Below are 22,375 nucleotides of genomic sequence, written 5' to 3' on the forward strand. Positions count from 1 at the left end.
TTGAATTTGATACTTTAAATATGAAACTCTGGGATAAAGGTTTTAGTACCGATAAGAAAATAGACCTATTCACTGTAGGCAATGATCGGGAATTGGATTTGGTATTGGCAAAGTACGACGTTATTGCCTCCAAGGCCCATGCCAAGATGCTGGGCAAAATAGGGCTGTTGACCGATACGGAAACGAAAGCACTGATTACTGAACTGGATACCATTGCAAAAACTATTGAAGAGGGTTCCTTTACAATCGAGGATTCCTTTGAGGATATGCATTCCAAAATTGAATTTTTACTCACCGAAAAACTGGGGGATACCGGAAAAAAAATCCATACGGCCCGATCTCGAAACGATCAGGTTTTGGTAGCCATGCATCTCTATCTGAAGGATGAACTTACCACGATTAAAGGTCAGACTAAGGTGTTATTCAACCTTTTATTAGATCTGGCCGAAAAACACAAGGAAGTTTTGTTGCCGGGCTATACACACTTGCAGATTGCCATGCCTTCTTCTTTTGGACTTTGGTTTTCCGCCTACGCAGAAACGCTGATCGACGATCTGTATTTTATTGAGGCCGCCTACAAAATAGTTGATCAAAATCCGTTGGGGAGTGCCGCGGGCTATGGTAGTTCTTTTCCTCTAGATCGAAGTTTTACCACAGAAGAAATGGGTTTTGAAACCTTAAAGTACAATGTGGTGGCTGCCCAAATGGGTCGAGGAAAAGTAGAAAAAGCCACTGCTTTTGGTATAGCGAGCATCGCCTCTACCCTGTCCAAATTGGCCATGGACATTTGTCTATACATGAGCCAAAATTTTGACTTCATTTCTTTTCCGGATGAATTGACGACGGGAAGCAGTATTATGCCGCACAAAAAAAATCCGGATGTCTTTGAGTTGGTACGGGCCAAATGCAATAAGATTCAGGCCATTCCCAATCAACTGGCCCTAGTTATCAATAATTTGCCCAGTGGGTATCATAGGGACCTGCAATTGGTTAAGGAAATCACAGTTCCGGCCGTACAGGATACGAAGGCTTGTCTTGAGATATTGACATTTAGCTTAAAGGAAATCAACGTCAATACCCATATTCTGGAAGACCCCAAGTATGACTACCTCTTTAGTGTGGACACCCTAAATGAACTGGTACAGGACGGAATGCCCTTTCGAGACGCCTACAAAAAGATGGGGCAAGAAATTGAATCGGGAAACTTCAAACCCAAACGGGACATTTCGCATTCCCATGAAGGTAGTTTAGGGAATTTGTGTTTGGAGGAAATCCGGGCGAAGATGGAAAAAATCCTGTAACCAAATAGCCTAAACTCCTTTCCCTAGTTCGGCAAAGCACTGACGGAAAGGGTGGAAAAACCATCCCTTCCGTCTTCCAAATCATGGATTTGGAATCCACCTTCCCTTGATTAAGGGAAGGAACCGTAAAACTTGTAATTTGAAGAAGCATAATAAACCAGAGCTAAGGAATCGTCGCAAGGAACTAAGGCAAAATCTGACCCTTGCCGAAGCTTTTCTTTGGAAATATTTGCAACACAAAAAATTAGCCGGTCGCAAGTTTAGACGTCAACATAGTATTGGCAATTATATCGTTGACTTTTATTGTGCCTCGGAAAGGCTCATTGTTGAGCTTGATGGAGAAGTTCATAATAATTCCGTCGCAGCGGAAAAAGACGAAAAAAGAACGAAATATCTGGAAAACCTAAACTACAGGGTCATCCGATTTGAGAACAAAATGGTCTTTGATCATTTGACTTCAGTACTCCAGGAAATACAGGATAATTTCAAAAAATAAAGGTAAGAGCTCCTTTCCCTGGTTAGGGAAAGGTGTCAGTGCTTTGCGCTGACGGAAAGGGTGGAAAAACCATCCCTTCCGTCTTCCAAATCATGGATTTGGAATCCACCTTCCCTTAATCAAGGGAAGGAGCCCCAATTAAGTACTCATTTAATCATCCCCAAATTAATTACCTCTTGCTCTGTTAAATACCGCCAATGCCCCCTAGGTAAATCCTTTTTGGTCAAAGGGCCATAGATTACCCTATCCAATTTTACAATTTCATAGCCCAGTTCCTCAAAAATCCGGTGTACAATATTGTTGCGTGTACTGAAGATTTCAATACCTACCTGATTTTTAGGAGCATTCTCCACAAAACTGATATCATGTACCCGTACGATTTTTTCATCTATGGTCATTCCCTCCTGTATCTTCTTTAAGTCAATACTTCGCAGGTTTTTATTCAATTCTACATGATAAATTTTACGGAGTCCATTTTTGGGACTATTCAAACGCAAGGTCAGATCAGTGTCGTTGGTGAACAATAAAAGTCCGGTGGTTTCCTTCTGTAATTTTCCGACAGGTAAAAGCTCCGATTTTGAGGCATTGGAGATAAGTCCCAATACCGTCCGCTTTCCTTTTTCATTTCGGGTAGTGACCGTAAAATCCTTCGGTTTGTTCAGCAGCACATATTCTTTTTTGACTGGATTAAGCAAACGGCCATCAAAACGTACCTCATCACTTAATCGTACTTTATGGCCCATTTCAGTAATAGGTTTTCCGTTTACGGTAACATTTCCAGAAGCAATGTAAACATCCGCTTCCCTACGGGTACATACCCCCGAGTTGGCCACATATTTGTTTAAACGGATTAAATCCGGATTTATAGGTTGTCTTTGCGAACCGTTCTTTTTGATAGGTGCACTAACTCTTGGCTTGCTTTTCTTTTTATTTGTCCATCCCTGTTTACTACTTTGAGATTTTCTACCTCTATTGAAATCCGATTGGCCCATAAACTCTAATTTGGGCAAAGGTAGTGCTTTCCTCTACTATTCGTTACAGATACAATGAAGTAATCTATCCATAAAAAGTCGTTTGTCTTTATGAAGTATTCCTGTCCCTAAACACTACTGCAGATTGTCTTTCCCTATTCACAATCAATTTGGTTACATCCGGGCGGGAGTAATGCCCTGATGGGTCAAAATTCTGGCGTTCCTCATATACCCGGTTAAAATCCAAGGTTTCAATTATAAGGCCCTCTATACGTAAAACGGGTTCAACAATCCAGTCTCCATTAGGGGCGGCAATGCAAGAGCCACCATTGGCCAAGATTTCTGGAGCCTTTTCCAGTATTTTTTCAAGATGGGGTGTACGTTCGGGAAAATCTTTCCTCCCCATCAAAGAAGAGACACTAATTACATAACTTCTGGATTCCCTTGCAATAAAACGTGTTATATCCTTTGTATTATGATCATTACCCGGCCAAACCGCAATGTGCAAATTTTCACCTTGTGCATATAGTGCCGTTCTGGGCAGGGGCATCCAATTCTCCCAACAATTGAGCCCGCCTACGGTAAATTGCTTCAACGGATGTACTTGCAGTCCATTACCATCACCCGGAGCCCAGGTTAAACGCTCATCATAGGTGGGCTGTAATTTTCTATGTACGGATTTGATCTCTCCTTGGGCATCAATGTAGACCAAGGAACAGTATAGACTATGACCACCACGATCTTTGGCCCGCTCTATTACCCCTAAATATAGAGACATGTGATTATCCTTGGCCAATTTACAAATAGACCCTAACTCCTCCATTTGAACGGCATTTCTCATGTAATGGGCATGCAGTTCCTTGTTCACCTTGGAATCCCAAGTGGCACCATCGGTCAATGCCAACCAAAAAGGGTATCCCGGTAGCAGAGCTTCACCAAAAATCAGTAATTCTACCTGTTCTTTTGCAGCCTGTAGAATGGTTTGCTCAACTTTTTGAAGAGTTGCCTCCTTATCCAACCAAATAGGAGCAATCTGGGCCATGGCAACTTTCAAAAGGTTGTCTATCATAAAATCCGGTTTAATACAAGGTCAATATCTATGAGCAATATACTGAAGACACCAGCAATAATAATAAATTTCAGGATGTTATGAAGCCCAACATAATGCAGCTTGGTTTTTGCTCTCCATAGCATTCCCAAAAACAGAATCATCAGAAATATAGAGCCGATGAAGTAGAGATACATATATCCGACATCAAAAAAATAGATAAGTAAAATAGCAGGTAACAAGGTAAGCAAGATCAAAATACTAATTAGAGCCTTGGAAACCCTTGTTCCGTATAAAATGGGAATGGTACGGTAATTCTGGGCTACATCACCAGCCATATTCTCCAAATCCTTGATCATTTCACGAGCCAGAATCAATAGAAAGAGGAACATGGCATGGACAAAAATACTAGCTTCAAAATTTTTGTAATACACAAATACCACAAAAAATGGAGCTATGGCCAAAGTCGCCGAAACGAAATTACCTATAAACGGCACCCGTTTTAGTTTGTGGGAATAAAACCAAATACCAAAAATATAGGCAGAAAAAAAGAATACCGCTCTAAATGAAACATAGCTTGCCGCAAATACGGCCAAAAAATTAAGCACAAAATAAGTGGTCAACTTAAATCGTTGGCTTACCAAACGATCCAGCATACTTTTCCTTGGTTTGTTGATAAGGTCTTTCTCGGCATCATAAAAGTTGTTTATGATATAGCCTGAAGCGATGACCAATGCAGAGGCCAGAACGATGGCAAAAAGATTGAAATCAAAAATAACTTTGCGCAAAGGGAGGTCCGGGGATAAAATATAAATCGAGGCCAAGTACTGGGCCAGCCCTATCATTAAAATGTTGTAACCCCGCACAACGGAGAACAAACTCAATAACTTTAATAGTAAGAGCTTGTTTCGTCTATTAAGCATGTTTTGGGATTTTGCACTAAACCAGCGCCAAAATATCGTATGGAATCCGAATAAATTTGGTACTAGAAGTTGTATACCACTTCCAAATTGTAACCTTTCAAAGCTTTTTTAGCCTTCTCTATATCTTGGGTAAAGCCCAAGATATAACCACCACCACCTGAACCACAAAGCTTTAAATAATAGGCATTGGTCTCAATTCCCTGTTTCCAAAGTTGATGGAATTTGGCCGGAATCATGGGTTTAAAATTGTCCAAGACTACATGGGACAATTGCTTTAGGTTTTTAAAAAGGGATTTTACGTTCCCATTGATAAAATCCTCCACACAGGCATCCGTATGTTTTATAAATTGGTTCTTAAGCATATTCCTAAAACCTTCCTGCTTCATTTTCTCCATGAACAACTGTACCATAGGCGCGGTCTCGCCTGTAGAACCACTGTCCAAGAGAAACACAGCTCCTTTGCCCTTTTTGTTTTGTGAAGGAATACTGGTCGATTCTATATTGTCTTTTGAATTTATCAGGATTGGAAGACTCAAATAACTATTCAGGGGATCAAGGCCGGATGATTTACCATGAAAAAATGACTCCATTTTTCCAAATATGGTCTTCAATTTCAACAGCTTTTCCCTAGTTAGGTTCTCCAAAACTGTAATCTTATGTTCTGCGTATTTGTCATAAATGGCCGCAACCAAAGCCCCGCTGCTACCTACACCATAGCCTTGGGGGATAGAACTATCAAAATACATTCCCGCATTTACATCGTTCTTCAACGCATCAAAATTAAAGGAAACCAGGTCAGGGCTATTTTTGGTCACCATCTCCAAATAACCTGTAAACTCTCTAAGGTTCTGATTGGATTCCTTGGCGGTTACAGATGGATTATCATCCGTCTTTAGAGCACCTTTAAAGAAGTTATAAGGAATGGAAAGCCCTTTGGAATCCTTTATAATGCCATATTCCCCAAAAAGGAGAATCTTGGAATAAAACAGCGGTCCTTTCATTTAGTAACTTAAATAATGAATGTTTAACATCACAAATTATCTTTTTTTGTTCAGTCAAATCTTCATAAAGATAAACATTATCAACTATGAAATCAAAACTCCTCGTCTTTACGACGTTATCCGTCGTTAAAGAACGTTGTTTATCAATATTAATTATCCATTGGCGGTTTTTAATTTTTTCGCACCAAATCCAATTCGATCACAAATATACTGCTCCTTTTCACAAAATACAATCAGCTCATTTTTAATAAATTGATGGACTTTTTCTTTTTCAAATTCGGGATATAACACATGGACATTGGCTCCGGCATCCAATGTAAAGCATAGATGACTTTTGGATTTCTTTCTAAACTCCCATATTTTATTGATGATTTCCAACGTATTGGGCTTCATCAACACAAAATAAGGTTCACTGGTCATCATCATAGCATGTAAGGTTAAAGCCTCGCTTTCCACGATATTGATAAATTCCTTCAGATTTCCATCAGCAAAAATCGGTTTCAGCTTGGCTATATTTTGATGTGCTTGTTCAAAACGTTGAACAGCGTAGGGGTGACCTTGCATCAAATTGTGTCCTACAGTACTGCTCACCTGTTTTTTACCCTTGTCTACCAGCAAAATGGTATCATGATAGTTTTTGAAAACCTTGTGTACCTCAAACGGATATAGTATTCCATATATATCCGAACTTCCTTGAACCTCCGAATGCGCACCCCATTGAATAAGGTCTCCCTCAATACTCCTACAAGCACTTCCCGACCCCAACCTGGCCAGAAAGGAAGCTTTTTGATACAAGAAATTCGTATCCATTTCAGGGTCAAGTTGTTTTTCCAGGTCCATAAGGCAAAGAGAGAGGGCCGCCATTCCACTTGCAGATGAAGCTATCCCACTGCTATGGGGAAAGGAATTAGAGGTTTCTATTTTAAAGTGATAGTCCTTCAAAAAAGGGAGATAGTACTCAGTACGCTTAAAAAATGACTCTATTTTAGGTCTAAAATCATCTTTGGGCCTACCTTCAAAAAAAAGCTCGAAGGAAAAACCTGATCCTTCACTGTCTTTGTTTTTTATATAGGAAAGTGTGGTAGTCGTGCTACAGGCATCCAATGTAAAACTCAGGGAAGGGTTGGCAGGAATCTGATTTTCCTTCTTACCCCAATATTTTACCAAAGCGATGTTACTAGGTGCTTTCCATGTTACCTTCCCCCTCTCACTCTGAGAAGTATAACCTTTGGGAACAAAGTCGTTTTCTATCACGGACATCTTGTTTTGCGCAAAGATAGTTTTTAGCCTCCTTTCAACATGGGCAATTAAAATAAATCGCTATTTTAGGGGAATACCCAACTAAATTGAAAAGAAAACTAGTACATATTGGTATAGCCGTTTGTGCTTGCCTTGTGATTGGCTTCCTATCCAGCTTTGCCACCCAAAGTTCGGTAAACGACTGGTACCTCACCTTGGAAAAACCTAGCTTCAATCCCCCCAATTGGATTTTTGCCCCGGTTTGGACCCTGTTATACGTTCTAATGGGCATTGCAGCAGGACTTGTATGGGCCAAAGGGCTTCATCATCTTTGGGTGAAAACGGCATTGTACCATTTTGGATTTCAATTGTTGCTTAACGGTGCATGGAGTATTGTCTTCTTCGGATTGAAAAATCCTTTTTGGGCCTTGATCGTGATTTTGTCCTTGCTCATTCTATTGGCCCTTACCATAAGGTGGTTTAAAGTAGTAAGTAAATTAGCAGCATATTTATTAATTCCCTACTTCTTATGGGTGTGTTTCGCTACTTTGCTGAATTATAAAATTTGGGAATTGAACTGATGTCCGGTGCTTCGACTACGCTCTGCACGACAAGTCCGATGTCCGATGTCCGATGTCCGATGTCCGATGTCTGATAAAAGTAAAAACCTGGATTTGGAAAATGCTAAAAGCCCTTTTGTTTGTCCTAAACTTCCTAGGTTTACCCTTTTACCATCTCCAACAATTTCAACATAGTTCTATAATTTCTGGTTGTGGCCTGTACCTTCAATTTTCTCTCAAGAAGGTTATTGTCCAATTTTGCTTTGCCGTAGCCATTTTTGCACCATAGATAAACACAACTATCGGTAATCCTAAATTCTTGATTTTCAAACGTCTCTTGTGCAAGAGATTCCACAAGGATTTGTTCAGGAACACTTTTCAACAATACGAAATAGAGTCGGTTACCTTCCAAGGTTATTGCATCCTTAAAAGGATTTTCTTTAACTATCCTTTCCAAATCAGTTTTGGATTTAACCAAAATAGGTACATCAAATCCAAAATGTTCCCGAATTTCATCTCCAATTATATCTTCCAAGTTTCGGATACTTGCATCTTTGGCTTGAAGAACAATATTGCCGCTCTGGATATAAGTAGCTACATTTTGAAAACCGAGTTTTTCAAGCAGCGTTCGTAAAGCGTCCATTTTCATTTTCTTTTGGCCGCTAACATTTATACCCCGCAATAAGATGATATAAGTATACATTGGTTTATTTACCTATAATTCCCTGGGCCGCAATAAAAGCTCCGGTCCAAGCATTTTGAAAGTTGAATCCACCTGTAATGGCATCCACGTTTATCACTTCTCCAGCGAAATAAAGATTGGGCAAAACTTTGCTTTCAAAGGTTTTAAAATTGATTTCTTTTAAGTCTATCCCTCCGGCAGTCACAAACTCTTCCTTAAAGGTACTCTTTCCTTCGACCAAAAACTCGCATTCGGTGAGTTGTTCCGCCAACAGTTGCAATTGTTTCTTGGAAGCATCGGCCCATTTGGTATCACCATTTAATCCGGACGCTCTTACCAAATTAGTCCACAGGCGACGGGGAATATCCACGGCCTTTGTACGAAGTACGGTCTTTTTTGCTTCCATATCCTTAATTTCCAGCAATAAAGGTAGCACAGCGCCTTTATGATAATCGGGCAACCAATTGACCCTGATTCTAAATCGATAACCATATTCATTTAAAATCCTTGCCCCCCAAGCCGATAATTTCAAGATGGCTGGGCCGCTCATTCCCCAATGAGTAATCAATAAAGGGCCCTCAGAAACCAAAAGAGCCTCATCCGATACCTCGCTGCTCAGTTTTATTGTGATTTTCGGGTTAAATGTTCTTTTCAATAGCTCTACCTTGGCGTAGGTACTGACACCGGGTATGCCGGAAATGCGCTCATCCTTTATATTGAATGTAAAAAGCGAGGGTACGGCAGGTTCCAAAGTATGTCCCAAGTTTTCCAATAACTTCCATATTTTAGGATTACTCCCAGTGGCTACAAGTATTCTTTTAGATGTATACTTTCCTTTTATGGTGGTTACCTCCCAAGCTTTTTCGTCATTCTCTAAATTAAGGGGTACTATATCGGTCACTGCACTATGTTTCAACACTTTTACTCCCAAACGTTCCGTTTCTCTTTGAAAAAACTCAATGATGGTTTGTGAGGAATCCGTTATGGGAAACATTCGGCCATCCGGTTCAATTTTCAATTGGATACCTCTTTCCTCAAAAAAAGCTACCGTATCTCCCGTACCATGTTTGTGAAAGGGCCCCAGTAGTTCTTTACTTCCACGGGGATAGCTATTTACCAGTTCATTAGGGTCGAACTCCGCATGGGTTACATTGCACCTGCCCCCACCCGAAACCTTTACTTTGGAAAGTACCTCTTTTCCCTTTTCCAGGATAACGATTTTTAAGTCAGGAGCAGATTCCGCAATTTGGATGGCGGCATAGAACCCGGCAGCTCCACCACCTATAATGATAACGTCATACATTAATTTACGCGCTCTGGATAATTGGTTATAATTCCATCGACACCTATTTGTTTCATTCTAGCAATGTCTTCAGGTTCGTTAACGGTCCAAGGATAGACCTTGAAGCCCGCATTTTGGATTTCCTTGGTAATTTCAAGATTCAATTCCCGATAATTGGGGTTAATGGCCTCAGCATTCAATTCTTTGGCAATAGGTAGGCCATCCAATGGATTATCCGAGGTAAGTATGGCTATGGGGATTCTCGAATTGAGTTCACGCGTTCTTTTGAGCTCACCCCAACGAAAGCTGGATATGATAAAATTATCCAGCACCCATTCTTTTTGTTCTACATAGTGATTGACTATAGCATTTACCGAATCGGCCGTATCCGCTCCTTTTAACTCTATATTTAAGCGGACTTTGTTGTTGATAATTTCCAAAACATCGTGTAACAAGGGAATTTTATGATTGCCTTGGACTATAAGCTTTCCAAGCTCTTCTATTTCGTATTCCTCGATATTGCCTCCTCCATTCGTAAGACGATTTACCGTGTCGTCATGGAACACAACGGTCTCGCCACTAGTAATTTTGAATACATCTATTTCAATCATGTCAACACCTAGATCCAGGGCCTTTTGTATGGAAGCTAGGGTGTTTTCAGTCTCATGGCCCATAGCTCCCCTATGGCCAATGACCAACGGCTCTTTCATATCATTGCAACTTTGTAGTACAATTATCAACACCAATATCGCGATAAATCGGCTACCATTTTTCATAAACCTCCTTTTGGCACAAATATACTACCGTACACTTAGAATCCATAAAAAGAATCCTAAGGAAAAAGCAAAAATGACTTCTTGAAAATACTGGTAAATCACACAAAATCAATTACATAAACAGCATTTAATACTTCCTATTTCAGATTTTTCAATATATTTAGTGTACAACAACCAATTAAAAATCAAAATTATGTTTACAAAAACTAATTTAATTTCGACGATTGTAGCCGCTATATGGTCCTTCATGGGCGGCTTTCTGTTCTGGGGTATTTTAGCGGAAGATTTCATGAACAACCATTTGGGTACGGCCACCGGTGTTGGCAAGGAAATGCCTGATTTTGGACTTTTGGCCTTTGGTTGCCTTGTCCAAGCCTTTGCCTTTTCCAGCATCTTTAGGAATTGGGGTTCTGATAGTTATTCTCCAATGGACGGTCTAAAGTATGGCATTTGGGCAGGTATTTTAGTAGGATTTGGGGATGGACTTATCAATCATGCCACCACCAACTTTCTGGACATGACCGGATCTTTGGTAAACGGATTTATCTATATTGTTTTCTATGCCGTTATGGGGCTTTTGGTAGGTTTGATCTACAAAAAAGTGAAATAGCTGAATATTTACTTCTTACAAACGTAAAGGTCTCTTAAGGAGGCCTTTATTGATTGCAAAATCATTCAACTCTAAAGATATAAGATTGCAACGGGTCTAGTGAAACGTCCAATTTACCTATCCCGTCCACTACTTTTAGGGTATGGGTACTTCCGTACAACATATCAATAACTTCATGGCCTCCCTCTTCCAAGTCCCATTCTTGAACAATTTCCGACGGAATTTTAAGCTGAAAAACACGGGAATCGTGAGCCTCAAAATTTGAAACTACAATCAGTCTTTCGGAATCGGACCATCTTACATAGGACAATACTCTATGGTCATATCCTTCCGAGTTTTCCTTGTTATAGAAATGGATATCCTGATATTCGCCCATAAGGGCTGTGCTATTAATGGTAAAGTTTAGCAATCTTTTGTAAAAATCGCGCAATGCACGCTCATCTTCCGATAATTGTCCTCCGTCAAATTTTTTGTCGTTTACCCAACGTTGGTGGTGGGGCACTCCGATGTAATCAAAAATAGAGGTCCGTGTAGGACTGCCAAAGCCCGCATTTTCCTGGGCGGGCTCACCAACTTCCTGACCAAAGTAAATCATTAGGGGCGCCGAAGTCATTGTTGCGGACACGACCATGGCCGGTCTTCCTTTTTGAGCATCTCCGGCAAAATCGGGGCTGGCGATACGCTGTTCATCATGGTTTTCAAGAAAATGCAATAAATGGTGCGCTATATCGGCCGTTCCTTTTTTTACTACCGGAATATGATCCGTCCAACCATGGCCCTGCATAATATGCTTGAGCGAGTCATACATCTCTACCTTGTCATAGAGATAATCCATCTTCCCTTTATGGATATAATCGCGATACAATTGCGGATTGTATACTTCCGCCAGTAGAAATGCGTCCGGATTTCTAACTTTAATATGACTGTTCATATAGCTCCAAAATTCGACTGGAACCATTTCGGCCATATCAAATCGAAATCCATCAACGCCCATATCCAGCCAATATAGGGCAATGTCCTTAAACTTCACCCAAGAATCCGGAACGTCCTTATCCTTCCAAAATTGAAAATGTGCCGTATGGTCTTTGGATCCAAAATCCTGCGGCAGTACATCAAAATCATAAGATCCATCCGGGCGTACGCCATAATTAATTTTAATGGTCTCATACCAATCATTAAAATGGGGCTGGGCCAACCGTGAGCCATTTCCAGTCCATTTGGCAGGAACTTCCTCAAAATGCCCATCAGCCAATGGATGATAATCGCCACCTAGAGGCAGGTATCCATTTTCCCATCTTGGGGCCTTAAAAACACTGTCAGGTATGTAATAAAAATTATTGTTGCGCTTGTATTCCAACGAGGTGTCATCTGAAACTCCAAAAGGCTCTGACCCCTCAGGTGTAGACCTACCTTCATAATTGCGGGCTACATGGTTGGGAACAATATCGATCAACAACTTAAGCCCAGCTTTATGCGTACGATTGATCAGTGCCTTGAACTCTTCCAACCGCTTTTCTGGATTTTCCGCCAGATCGGGATTTACATTGTAATAGTCCTTTACGGCGTAGGGTGATCCAGCGCGACCTTTTACCACGTCAGGGTCGTCATTTGATATGTTGTATTTCTTATAATCTGTCGCCAAGGCGTGGTGGGGAATACCGGTATACCATATATGGGTTACTCCCAAGTCTTTGATTTCTTTCAACGCCCGTTCCGTAAAATCTCTGAACTTGCCCACACCGTTTTCTTCCAAAGTACCCCAAGGTTTGTTATTGGTGCTTGTATTGCCAAACAGACGTGTAAAAACCTGGTAGACTACCTCCTTTTTTGTTTCTGTCTTTTCCTGGTGCATATGCTCTGGCTGTTTTTGCTCATGCTTGCAGCCCCACCCCATAAAAACCAGGATAAGGATCAAACAATTTTTCATGTGTTTAAAATTTTTAACCAACTGAAAATAAGCTGTCTTAAAATTTAAGAACCCGTGCAACCCTGCATGCGGCAGGCGGGCACTCGTTGCACTCGTTCTCTCATGAATTTATTTTAATCGTACACAGAGTGTAGTTATTGTGAGTTTTAAACAAGTTGATTTTCGAAAGTGGTTTCGGTATTAGGTGAGACTACCAATCGCTCCCCGTTAACGCGAAGGGACATGTCTTCCTTACCTTCCAAAACAAATTTGACTTCCTTTTTGGTTATGGTAACCTTAAGAATTCGATGCCTAAAGTTGATTTTGAAGGAATACCCTTCCCATTGTTTCGGTATCCGAGGCGTGAAGGACAATTTGTCGTCTACAATCCGCATCCCACCAAAACCTTCCACGATACTCATCCAAGTACCCGCCATTGAGGTAATATGGAGGCCTTCCTTCACCTCTTTGTTATAATCGTCCAAATCTAGACGTGATGTCCGAAGATAAAATTGGTACGCCTGTTCCATACGATTCAATTTGGCTGCCTGAATACTATGTACACAAGGGGATAAGGAGGATTCATGTACGGTAAAAGGTTCGTAAAAATCGAAATGCTTTTCGAGCTCTTCCGAGGTAAATTGATCTTCAAAAAGGTAAAATCCCTGAAGTGTATCGGCCTGTTTAATGTAAGGGGATCTTAAAATTCGGTCCCAACTCCATTTTTGATTGATAGGTCTTTGGGACTTGGGCAACTCGGCAACCGTAATCAACTCCTTGTCCAAGAACCCATCTTGCTGAAGAAAAATTCCGTGCTCTTCGGAATATGGAAAGTACATGTTCTTTGCCACCAGTTCCCATTCGTCGGTTTCCGCATCCTTTAACTTGGTAAGGCCAATTATCCTATCATAATCATCCGGGTATCCTTCCTTTACCTTTTGTAATTGTTCCAGGGTATAGTTGATACACCATCTGGCAATATAATTGGTATACCAATTATTATTAACATTATTCTCATATTCGTTTGGCCCGGTTACGCCTAATATTACATACTTTTGTTTTTGTTCGGAAAAATTAGCGCGCTGGTGCCAAAAACGTGCAATGCCAATCAAAACTTCCAATCCCATTTCGGGAATATAACTATAGTCTCCGGTAAAGCGGAAATAATTATAAATGGCAAAGGCTATGGCTCCGTTCCTATGGATTTCCTCAAAGGTTATTTCCCATTCATTGTGGCATTCCTCACCGTTCATAGTAACCATGGGATAAAGGGCCGCTCCATCACTAAACCCTAATTTTTGGGCATTCTCAATAGCCTTCTCCAGATGATTATATCTGTATTGTAAAAGATTACGGGCTACTTTCTGATCTTTTGTAGCCATATAAAAAGGGATACAATAGGCCTCCGTATCCCAATAGGTACTTCCGCCATACTTTTCACCGGTGAATCCCTTTGGACCTATGTTTAGGCGCGAATCCGTACCGAGATAGGTCTGGTTCAAATGAAAAATATTGAATCGTATGCCCTGTTGTGCTTTTATATCCCCCGAAATGGTAATGTCGCTCATTTCCCATATTTTGAACCAAGCCTTCCTTTGCTTATCCAATAATGCCTCAAACCCTAGATCAGTAGCCTTTTTCAAAACACGCTTGGACGCTTGGACCAATTCCTCAGGTTTATGGTTTGTAGAAACAGTATATCCCCCAAACTTAACCAGGGATGCACTTTCCCCTTTTTTTACTTCTTGAACGTATTCATGACCTACCCAGAGTTCCTTCTTAACTTCCAACGGAGCAAAATCTACTTTTTTTCCTTCGTGGTACAGCTGTGCTTCCATAAAGGTACAGGTAGCAAAATGGGTCTTCATGGTATGTGCTTCGATAAAAGCCTGATTGCCTTCGGATACAACATTCGTAGTATTCCAGAACTTATCGTCCCAATTGCTATCCTCATTGGTAATGCCACTATCCAAATATGGATTGAAGGTAATCTTCAGGTCATTGTCAATAGGGGAAATTTCAAATTTTATGGCCCCCACCTCGTCCAAGTCAAGGCTTAGAAATCGCGTGACTTTTACATCTATAGTTTCATCACCGGAGGTTACTGCCCTAAAAGACCTTTGGTACCAACCCTCCTGCATATTAAGTTCCCTACGGAAATCATCTACCTTTTTACAAGTATTCAAATCAAAAGGCTCCCCATTTAGAAGTACATTTATCCCGATCCAATTGGGGGCATTCAATACTTTTGCAAAATATTCGGGATACCCGTTTTTCCACCAACCGACCCGGGTCTTGTCCGGATAATAGACACCGGCAATATAACTTCCCTGAAAAGTAGGGCCCGAATAGTGTTCCTCAAAATTGGCACGCTGCCCCATAGCCCCGTTTCCTATACTGAACAAACTTTCGGATGCCTTTACATTTTCCTTATCAAACCCTTCCTCTATGATAGACCATTCATTTGGTCTAATATAATCTTGATTCATTTTTTACATTCTTTTCCTATTTGTTATTGGGTATGTAGCATGAAATTTAAACAGTTCAGGGGGAATTGTCCATTATCTAAAGTGCAACCCGTATAATTTGGACCGATAAACTTAGCTAGTTAATCATTGTTTGATGCTCCTTCCAACAAGGTGTTTAAAAAATCATCATCAATTTCTGTGAAATCGATAAAATTGAATTTGGCATTGGAAAGTATTTCGGCATCTCCAATACCAATACTAATCATTCCTGCACTGTTCGCAGCCTCTATTCCTGCCAAGGCGTCCTCAAACACCACACAATGTTCTGGTTTTGTGCCCAATTTTTCGGAAGCTATGATAAAAACCTCAGGATCGGGCTTTGCCTTGGATACTTCATTGCCATCCACAATCGTATCAAAATACGATAATAAGTTTACTTTTTCCAAAATAGGTTTGGCATTTTTACTTGCAGACCCAAGGGCCATAGGAATATTATTGGTCTTTAGGAATTGTAAGACCTTAGGAACATTGGGCAATATTTCGGTTTCGTCCATAGTGTCTATATAAGCCAAGTAATCCTCATTTTTCTCTAGAAGCCAGGCATTGAACTGTTCCTCCGAAGCTTCTACACCGCCCATTTCCAAAAGGATTTCCAAACATCTTTTGCGGCTTACCCCTTTAAAACGCTCATTATCCTACTTGGTAAATTCTATACCTAACTCGTCCGCCAAATTCTTCCATGCCAAATAGTGATACTTAGCTGTGTCTACGATTACACCATCCAAATCGAAGATAAATCCAGGGGTATTGTTCATGGGTTTAGTTTTTTAGTTGGTTGCTAAAATAACTTAGAAGTTTGGTTCTGGGTTTATTCGGCACATGAAGTTTACGTAATTTTAGCGTATAAAAGATTGCCATTAGCCATTTATGGTGGAATCCCTTTCTATTAAGGTTGCTTCAATAACCTTGGTTTGGAATACCTCCTCTTCATCATCTTCATTTTCCTGCTCCACCCGTTCTATTAACATTTTTGCTGCTATTTCCCCCATTTGCTGTCCATGTTGTGCCACTGTAGTTAAGGTAGGGCTCGCATATTTGGAGAGTATTCCATCGGTAAATCCGATAAAAGAGATATCCTTGGGAATTTTTAACCCCATGTCCTGTGCCACCCGCATACAATGGACCGCAAACATTTCATTAACGCAAAATGCAGCATCCACTTTCTCTTTTTCAAAAAAAGCTTGGATGGGCACTTTGTCCATGCCCAAATAGGTATAGGGTAATTTTATAATGAGACTTTCATCAATTGCCTTATTTCTTTCCTCCAATGCATCAAAATAACCCCTTGCGCGTTTATTACTTACGTTTAGGTAGTTGTCCGTTGTCACCAGGGCGATTCTCTTTCTTCCCTGATCCAGAAGTTTGTCTACCGCTTGCCTTGCAATTTCCCTATCGTTTATCAAAACCTTGTCACAAGCCACCTCATCTGCAATACGATCAAAAAGTACTAATGGAATACCTTGTTCCGTAACCTCCTTTAAATGATTGTAGTCGTTTTTAAGTTGGGTCTCTGCAGACAAGGCCATTATAAAACCGTCCACACTACCGTTGGCCAATAGCTCCATATTAATGACTTCCTTATCGAAGGATTCGTCGGAAACGCATACGATTACATTGTATCCTTTTTGATTGGCATATTGCTCTATCCCTCTAAAGACCGTTGTAAAAAAATGGTGGACAATCTCCGGAATAATAACGCCAATATTCTTCGTACGCTTATTCTTAAGGCTAATGGCCACATTATTGGGCTTGTAGTTATAAAGCTTTGCAAAGGCCTGGACTTTCTCTTTGGTATCCCTGCTTATCTCCTCGCTATTTTTTAAGGCCTTCGAGACCGTGGAAATGGAAACCTCCAGTTCCCGGGCAATATGCTTAAGTGTAATTTTTCGTTTCAAAATGCAGCTTTAATTCCGTTAAAAAAAGAAAAATAATCATTAAAGATGCAACTCTTAAAGAAATGTTATTTTTTAACAATAACATCTTGGAAATAGACTTATTCTTAAAAACAGGGCAAAAAACAAAATATGCTATATTTGACAAAAATTGCGGTTTTATCACTATTTTTGGTCAATACTACGAATAGTATAATTTAACAAAGCATTATTTAAGATTGTAATATTTTAAAAAAGTTATTAACACGAAACCGTTTTCGTAGGGCTTGATTTTGTTATGATAGGATATTAACAACTATTTTACATATTTTTAACTTTCGATTATAAATTAACTCAACTTAAAATTAGCTATTTATGAAGATTACGCTATTAAGAAGCCTTGTAATGGCTGGGGCACTTTTGTGCTTTGGTTTATCGCAGGCACAGGAAGTATCCGGTACGGTTTCCGATGCCGTTGGTCCCTTACCCGGGGCCAGTGTCGTGGTAAAGGGAACGACCAACGGTACACAGACCGATTTTGACGGTAATTATACCATAGACGGATTGGATGATGATGCAATTTTGGTCTTTAGCTATATAGGCTATAGCAACCAAGAAATTCCCGTTGCCGGGCAAACTACCATTGAGGTAGTTCTACAAGAAGATGCCCAAGCATTGGATGAGGTGGTCATTGTAGGTTATGGTAGCCAGGCAAAAAAGGAGATTACCTCTTCGGTGGTCAGTGTCAGTACCGAAGACTTTAACCAGGGGGTCGTCCAAGAGCCGACCCAGTTGTTACAAGGTAAGGTTGCCGGTCTAAGTGTGGTAAACCGGGGTGGAAATCCTAACCAAGAACCCGTTATCCGGTTAAGGGGTATCTCCACGGTTGGGGGTAACCAACAACCTTTGGTCGTCATTGACGGTATCCTGGGAGGTTCCCTGAATAGTGTGGATCCCGCGGATATTGAGAACATTACCGTATTAAAGGATGGTTCTGCTGCGGCTATCTATGGTTCCCGAGGTTCTGCCGGGGTAATCGTGGTCACTACCAAAAGAGGAAAGGCCGGGCAACCTTTGCGGGTTTCCTATAATGGTCAGCTTGGAGTCTCTACCATAGCCAATCAAATCGAGATTATGGATCGTGGTGAGTTTTTGGCCGTAGGTGGTAATGATTTGGGCAGTGATACCGATTGGAGGGATGAAGTTACCCAAACGGGAATTGCCCAAGTTCATAATATAGCAGCCTCCGGTGGAGGGGAAAGCTTTAATTACAGGGTAGCTGCAAACATTAGGGATACCGATAATATCCTAATTAACTCCGGATTTCAGCAATTTAACTTCCGTACCAATTTTACGGGATTATTATTCGATGACAAATTAAAAATTGACGTTAATGCCGCCTTTACGCAACGGGATTCGCAAATCGGCTTTAACGAGGCTTTGCGTTATGCCACCAGTTACAACCCAACGGCTCCCGTTTTTGGAGATGATGCACCTTTCCCTTTTAACTCTGCCCAATTTGGAGGGTACTTTGAGACCTTAGGGCTCTTTGACAGTTTCAACCCGGTAGCCATAGCGGAACTGAATCGCAATGACCGCTTTGCCACTACTTTGAACTATGGGGTAAATTTGAATTATCGAGTTACGGACAACCTTACGGTAAACCTAAATTATGCGGCTCAGAATATTAAAGAGGATGCCAACATATACTACCCAACCACAGGATATTGGAGAGGTAATGCCTTAAGCCCTACCCGTAGGGGGCGTGCCGATTTTGGGAATTCGGAACGTCGGTTTAGACTTCTGGAAGGTTATGCAGCCTATACCAATAGCTTTGCGGATAAATTTAATTTTACAGTCACGGCGGGATATTCCTTTCAGGAAAACGATTTCAACTATAACTACTTTCAAATCGGAGATTTTCCTGCAGGGGTCGATTTTGATTTCAGCAACAATATCAATGCCGCCCAGGACCTTTTGGAAGCGGGTCGTATTGAAGCTGATAGCGGAAGAGAGGATGGCGATCGTATCATCCGTTTCTTTGGTCGCTTGAACATGACCTATGATGATGCCATCTATTTTGATGCCTCCATTAGCCGTGAGGGATCAAGTCGCTTTGGTACCGAAAATCAATGGGGTATCTTCCCTGCCGTTGGTGCCGGGGCCGATTTAAATAAGTACTTGGAATTGCCCAATGTCAATTTGCTAAAGGTCCGTGCCGGTTGGGGACTTACGGGAGCCATCCCACCAGCGGTTGGTTTGTACCAACAGATATTCAATGTACAGAATGGGGCTGATGGACAAAGTGGCGCTGCCACTACCCAAGACAATGGGCGAGCCGCCAATCCCGATTTAAAATGGGAAGAAAAATCGGAGTTCAACTTTGGGGTAGAATTTGCGATGGACCGCTTTGGGGCCACAGCGGATTACTTTATACGGGATATTCGGGACTTCGTGACTTTTGCCAATGTGGATGCTGCCGAGAACAACGGGTTTGATCGGCGTTGGCAGAATTCTGGGCAACTAGGGGTTACAGGTTTTGAGCTATCTGCCAATTATGATGTGATTCGGAATGATAAATTGACCTATAACACGGGGGTAATCTTTACCCATAACAAGAATACTTTGGAGGAGAATCCCCAAGGTGATCAAGTGGATGGAAACCTAGGAGCCCCTGGGCAAAACAATACTAATGTTATTCGTATTAAGGAAGGTGAGGAAGTTGGCCAAATTTGGGGTCCTGTATTCTCTGGAAATGTGGATGCCAATGGTACACCTATCTTATTGGACATCAACGGCGATGGGGAACTGGTGACTGGTCAAGGTAGTGCCTTGGATGATAACGCGGATTTCCGAGTACTGGGGAACGGTATTCCCGATTTTGAAATCGGTTGGACCAACCAAGTAACCTTCGGAAACTGGGACGCCAATGTTTTCTTTAGGGCGGTCGTTGGTCATAGTCTGGTCAATAGTTTCCGTGCCTTCTATGAGCCTATTATCGGTTCCCAGGCCTCTTATAACTTTGTAAATACCAAATTGCAACGGGATGATATTAGAACTGCCCAGTTTAGTGACTATTATGTAGAAAAAGCTGATTTCCTACGTTTGGACAATATGTCCATAGGCTATAACTTTGACCTCAAGGAAACCAGTTACATCAAAGGGTTACGGTTGTCCTTGGCAGCACAGAACCTTTTTACCATCACTGGTTATAGCGGTGTAGACCCAGAGCCTTCCTTACAAGATGGTGGTTTGCCTGCAGGTGAACTTCTAGGGGATGATCCTGATGATCAGATTGATGAAATACAGGCTAATCCATTAATTGCAGGGATAGAGCGACGGGAAGCGTATTTTACCTCAACGACCATAACCATTGGATTGAATGTTAACTTTTAAAAAAAATACTATGAAACGAATCTTTAAATTAACACTGGTCAGTACGGTATTCATTGCCTTCTCCTGTACGGATCTCGATGACGAATTGGAGGATACCCTCACGGAGGAATTTTCTGTGGATGGAATAGACACCAGCGGAGGAGGAGGAGATGGAGGACCCCTCTTATCTGCCTTTGCGAGATTGCGCGCAGGTGGTGCGGGGAATTCTGGGCATTTCGCTTTACAGGGTGTGCCTGGAGATGATATGGCGGTACCTCAAAAAGGAGGTGACTGGTTTGATGGTGGTATTTGGATCGACTTACACCGTCATACCTGGAATGCAGCGAATGACCGTATCAACGAAGGTTGGAACGATGCTTATGGTGGTATCGGTGAATGTAATATTGCTTTGGATGGTGGTACATTAGATGCCAATCAGACTGCTCAATTAAGAGCTCTGCGCGCTTACTTTTACTACAGATTGTTGGATTTATACGGAAGGGTAAAACTTATTACCACCGCAGGTGGGGATGCCCCCCAGTCCGATCGTGGTGCAGTCTTTGATTTCGTAGAGAGCGAATTGTTGGCTGCTTTAGGTATTTCAGCGGTTACGGCAAGTATGGATCTTTCCGCAAGTGCATTGACTACAGATGTAAATCCTTATCGAATCAACCAATTTGCAGCTCTTGGGCTTTTGGCCAAACTGTATTTGAATGCCGAAGTATACACGGGAACCCCCCGTTATGAAGAAGCGGATTGGGCGGCCACTTATGTAATAGATAACGGCCCGTACCAGTTATGTGCCGCCGGATGTACTACTGCTAACCGGGCCAAGCGACCAGATGTGGAGACCGATCCAGAAACTTTGGAAGGATATGCCGCAATATTTGCCACCGACAATGAAAGTAATCCGGAAATCATTTTTTCCATAGAGTATGCTTCTGTAGGAGGGGGTGGAATGAACTTTGCCCAAATGACCCTGCATGGCCCAAGCCAGTTAACATTTGGTCTGGATGCTGCCCCTTGGAACGGCTTTGTGACACTTGAAGAATTTTATAACAGCTATGAGGCTGGAGATTTACGTAAAGAGGCCAACTTTTTGGTAGGACCACAGACCGATTTCTCCGGAAATCCGTTAATCGACTTTGCCGCTGACGACGACGACCTTCAAGTAAATTATACTCCGGCAATTAATGAATTGGAACCCAATGCATTGCGACAAGGCGGAGCCCGAATGAAGAAGTTCAGTTTTGAAGTTTTAGGTAGACAGGATATGAACAATGACTATCCCATACTTAGACTTGGAGATATCCACTTGATGCGTGGCGAAGCTAGGGCTCGAGCCGCAGGGGACTGGAATCTTTCCTTGCCCGATGTAAATGCGATACGAACAAGAGCAGGAGTTTCTACTTTGGGAAGTATTGATGCTGACGAATTCTTGGCCGAGCGAGGTCGGGAAATGTTCCAAGAATCCAGCCGAAGGACCGATTTGATTCGCTTTGGTAAATTCCAGGATTCCTGGTGGGAAAAAACCAATGCTGACGCATTTAGAAATTTGTTCCCGATTCCTGTAAATCAAATCAATGCAGCACCAGATTTGACGCAGAATCCAGGGTATTAATATCAACTGGGATTATTTATAAGTTTAAGGGTTGTTCTTTATGGGCAACCCTTTTTGCTAAAACCTTTTTTCATTAGTCCAAATACGTAAAATAAATTGGGTATAACTTGCCTTGCATACCATAGGCATGCAAACCGACAGGCAGGCCTACTCCGACCTTCTATCGGAATCCATGGTTTATACAC

Annotated in this window: 17 protein-coding genes and 1 pseudogene; 6 read left to right on the plus strand and 12 right to left on the minus strand. The window is 41.5% G+C overall.

Annotated features, from left to right (window positions below; all coding sequences use genetic code 11):
• Positions 1-20 precede the first annotated feature (20 nt).
• Positions 21-1,301, plus strand: coding sequence for an argininosuccinate lyase (argH, locus tag ACP2AF_RS02420; RefSeq protein WP_425234651.1), 1,281 nt, complete (start codon positions 21-23; stop codon positions 1,299-1,301).
• Positions 1,302-1,440: 139 nt separating this feature from the next.
• Entirely contained in the window at positions 1,441-1,797 is a 357-nt protein-coding gene (locus ACP2AF_RS02425) for an endonuclease domain-containing protein (protein ID WP_425234652.1), read from the plus strand.
• Between the two features lie 146 nt (positions 1,798-1,943).
• Here ACP2AF_RS02425 and ACP2AF_RS02430 read toward each other — a convergent pair whose 3' ends face one another.
• The 5 genes from ACP2AF_RS02430 to ACP2AF_RS02450 all read right to left on the minus strand — a co-directional run bounded on the left by ACP2AF_RS02430 (position 1,944) and on the right by ACP2AF_RS02450 (position 6,994).
• Complete coding sequence (locus ACP2AF_RS02430) at positions 1,944-2,789, minus strand: pseudouridine synthase (RefSeq protein WP_425234653.1); 846 nt, start codon at positions 2,787-2,789, stop codon at positions 1,944-1,946.
• Between the two features lie 88 nt (positions 2,790-2,877).
• Complete coding sequence (locus ACP2AF_RS02435) at positions 2,878-3,837, minus strand: carbon-nitrogen hydrolase family protein (protein WP_425234654.1); 960 nt, start codon at positions 3,835-3,837, stop codon at positions 2,878-2,880.
• Entirely contained in the window at positions 3,834-4,739 is a 906-nt protein-coding gene (locus tag ACP2AF_RS02440) for a geranylgeranylglycerol-phosphate geranylgeranyltransferase (protein ID WP_425234655.1), read from the minus strand. Before ACP2AF_RS02440 ends, ACP2AF_RS02435 begins: the two co-directional genes overlap by 4 nt.
• A 62-nt stretch (positions 4,740-4,801) precedes the next feature.
• Entirely contained in the window at positions 4,802-5,740 is a 939-nt protein-coding gene (locus ACP2AF_RS02445) for a mevalonate kinase family protein (protein WP_425234656.1), read from the minus strand.
• A 153-nt stretch (positions 5,741-5,893) separates the two neighbouring features.
• Entirely contained in the window at positions 5,894-6,994 is a 1,101-nt protein-coding gene (locus ACP2AF_RS02450) for a diphosphomevalonate/mevalonate 3,5-bisphosphate decarboxylase family protein (protein WP_425238001.1), read from the minus strand.
• Positions 6,995-7,086: 92 nt separating this feature from the next.
• Here ACP2AF_RS02450 and ACP2AF_RS02455 point away from each other — a divergent pair, with 92 nt between their 5' ends.
• On the plus strand, positions 7,087-7,560 hold the full coding sequence (locus tag ACP2AF_RS02455) for a TspO/MBR family protein (protein ID WP_425234657.1): 474 nt from the start codon (positions 7,087-7,089) through the stop codon (positions 7,558-7,560).
• Between the two features lie 139 nt (positions 7,561-7,699).
• Here the strand turns inward: ACP2AF_RS02455 and ACP2AF_RS02460 are convergent, their stop codons facing one another.
• Genes ACP2AF_RS02460 through ACP2AF_RS02470 form a run of 3 tightly spaced genes read right to left on the minus strand, consistent with a single transcriptional unit; the run spans position 7,700 to position 10,279 of the window.
• Positions 7,700-8,242 carry a DUF1697 domain-containing protein gene (locus tag ACP2AF_RS02460; protein ID WP_425234658.1) on the minus strand — a complete coding sequence of 181 codons (543 nt, stop codon included), beginning with the start codon at positions 8,240-8,242 and terminating at the stop codon, positions 7,700-7,702.
• A gap of 4 nt (positions 8,243-8,246) precedes the next feature.
• Positions 8,247-9,524: an NAD(P)/FAD-dependent oxidoreductase gene (locus ACP2AF_RS02465; RefSeq protein WP_425234659.1), complete on the minus strand. Its 1,278-nt coding sequence runs from the start codon at positions 9,522-9,524 to the stop codon at positions 8,247-8,249.
• The gene (locus ACP2AF_RS02470) at positions 9,524-10,279 is read right to left on the minus strand and encodes a glycerophosphodiester phosphodiesterase (RefSeq protein WP_425234660.1); all 756 of its coding nucleotides are present in this window, start codon (positions 10,277-10,279) and stop codon (positions 9,524-9,526) included. The genes ACP2AF_RS02465 and ACP2AF_RS02470 overlap by 1 nt, the downstream gene beginning before the upstream one ends.
• 193 nt (positions 10,280-10,472) lie before the next feature.
• Here ACP2AF_RS02470 and ACP2AF_RS02475 point away from each other — a divergent pair, with 193 nt between their 5' ends.
• Positions 10,473-10,889 carry a hypothetical protein gene (locus ACP2AF_RS02475; RefSeq protein WP_425234661.1) on the plus strand — a complete coding sequence of 139 codons (417 nt, stop codon included), beginning with the start codon at positions 10,473-10,475 and terminating at the stop codon, positions 10,887-10,889.
• 61 nt (positions 10,890-10,950) lie between these two features.
• Here the strand turns inward: ACP2AF_RS02475 and ACP2AF_RS02480 are convergent, their stop codons facing one another.
• From ACP2AF_RS02480 to ACP2AF_RS02495, 4 genes and pseudogenes are all read right to left on the minus strand, one after another.
• Complete coding sequence (locus ACP2AF_RS02480; RefSeq protein ID WP_425234662.1) at positions 10,951-12,816, minus strand: alpha-amylase family glycosyl hydrolase; 1,866 nt, start codon at positions 12,814-12,816, stop codon at positions 10,951-10,953.
• A 146-nt stretch (positions 12,817-12,962) separates the two neighbouring features.
• Positions 12,963-15,284: a glycoside hydrolase family 65 protein gene (locus ACP2AF_RS02485; RefSeq protein WP_425234663.1), complete on the minus strand. Its 2,322-nt coding sequence runs from the start codon at positions 15,282-15,284 to the stop codon at positions 12,963-12,965.
• Between the two features lie 119 nt (positions 15,285-15,403).
• Positions 15,404-16,078: pseudogene (pgmB, locus tag ACP2AF_RS02490) on the minus strand (beta-phosphoglucomutase).
• A gap of 102 nt (positions 16,079-16,180) precedes the next feature.
• Complete coding sequence (locus ACP2AF_RS02495; protein ID WP_425234664.1) at positions 16,181-17,218, minus strand: LacI family DNA-binding transcriptional regulator; 1,038 nt, start codon at positions 17,216-17,218, stop codon at positions 16,181-16,183.
• Between the two features lie 351 nt (positions 17,219-17,569).
• Between ACP2AF_RS02495 and ACP2AF_RS02500 the strand changes: the two genes are divergently transcribed.
• Together ACP2AF_RS02500 and ACP2AF_RS02505 are read left to right on the plus strand one after the other, a co-directional pair.
• Positions 17,570-20,590: a SusC/RagA family TonB-linked outer membrane protein gene (locus ACP2AF_RS02500; protein WP_425234665.1), complete on the plus strand. Its 3,021-nt coding sequence runs from the start codon at positions 17,570-17,572 to the stop codon at positions 20,588-20,590.
• Positions 20,591-20,600: 10 nt separating this feature from the next.
• Positions 20,601-22,190, plus strand: coding sequence for a RagB/SusD family nutrient uptake outer membrane protein (locus ACP2AF_RS02505; RefSeq protein WP_425234666.1), 1,590 nt, complete (start codon positions 20,601-20,603; stop codon positions 22,188-22,190).
• Positions 22,191-22,375 lie beyond the last annotated feature (185 nt).

It is taken from the genome of Ulvibacterium sp. (assembly GCF_965248315.1).
Classification (GTDB): domain Bacteria; phylum Bacteroidota; class Bacteroidia; order Flavobacteriales; family Flavobacteriaceae; genus Ulvibacterium.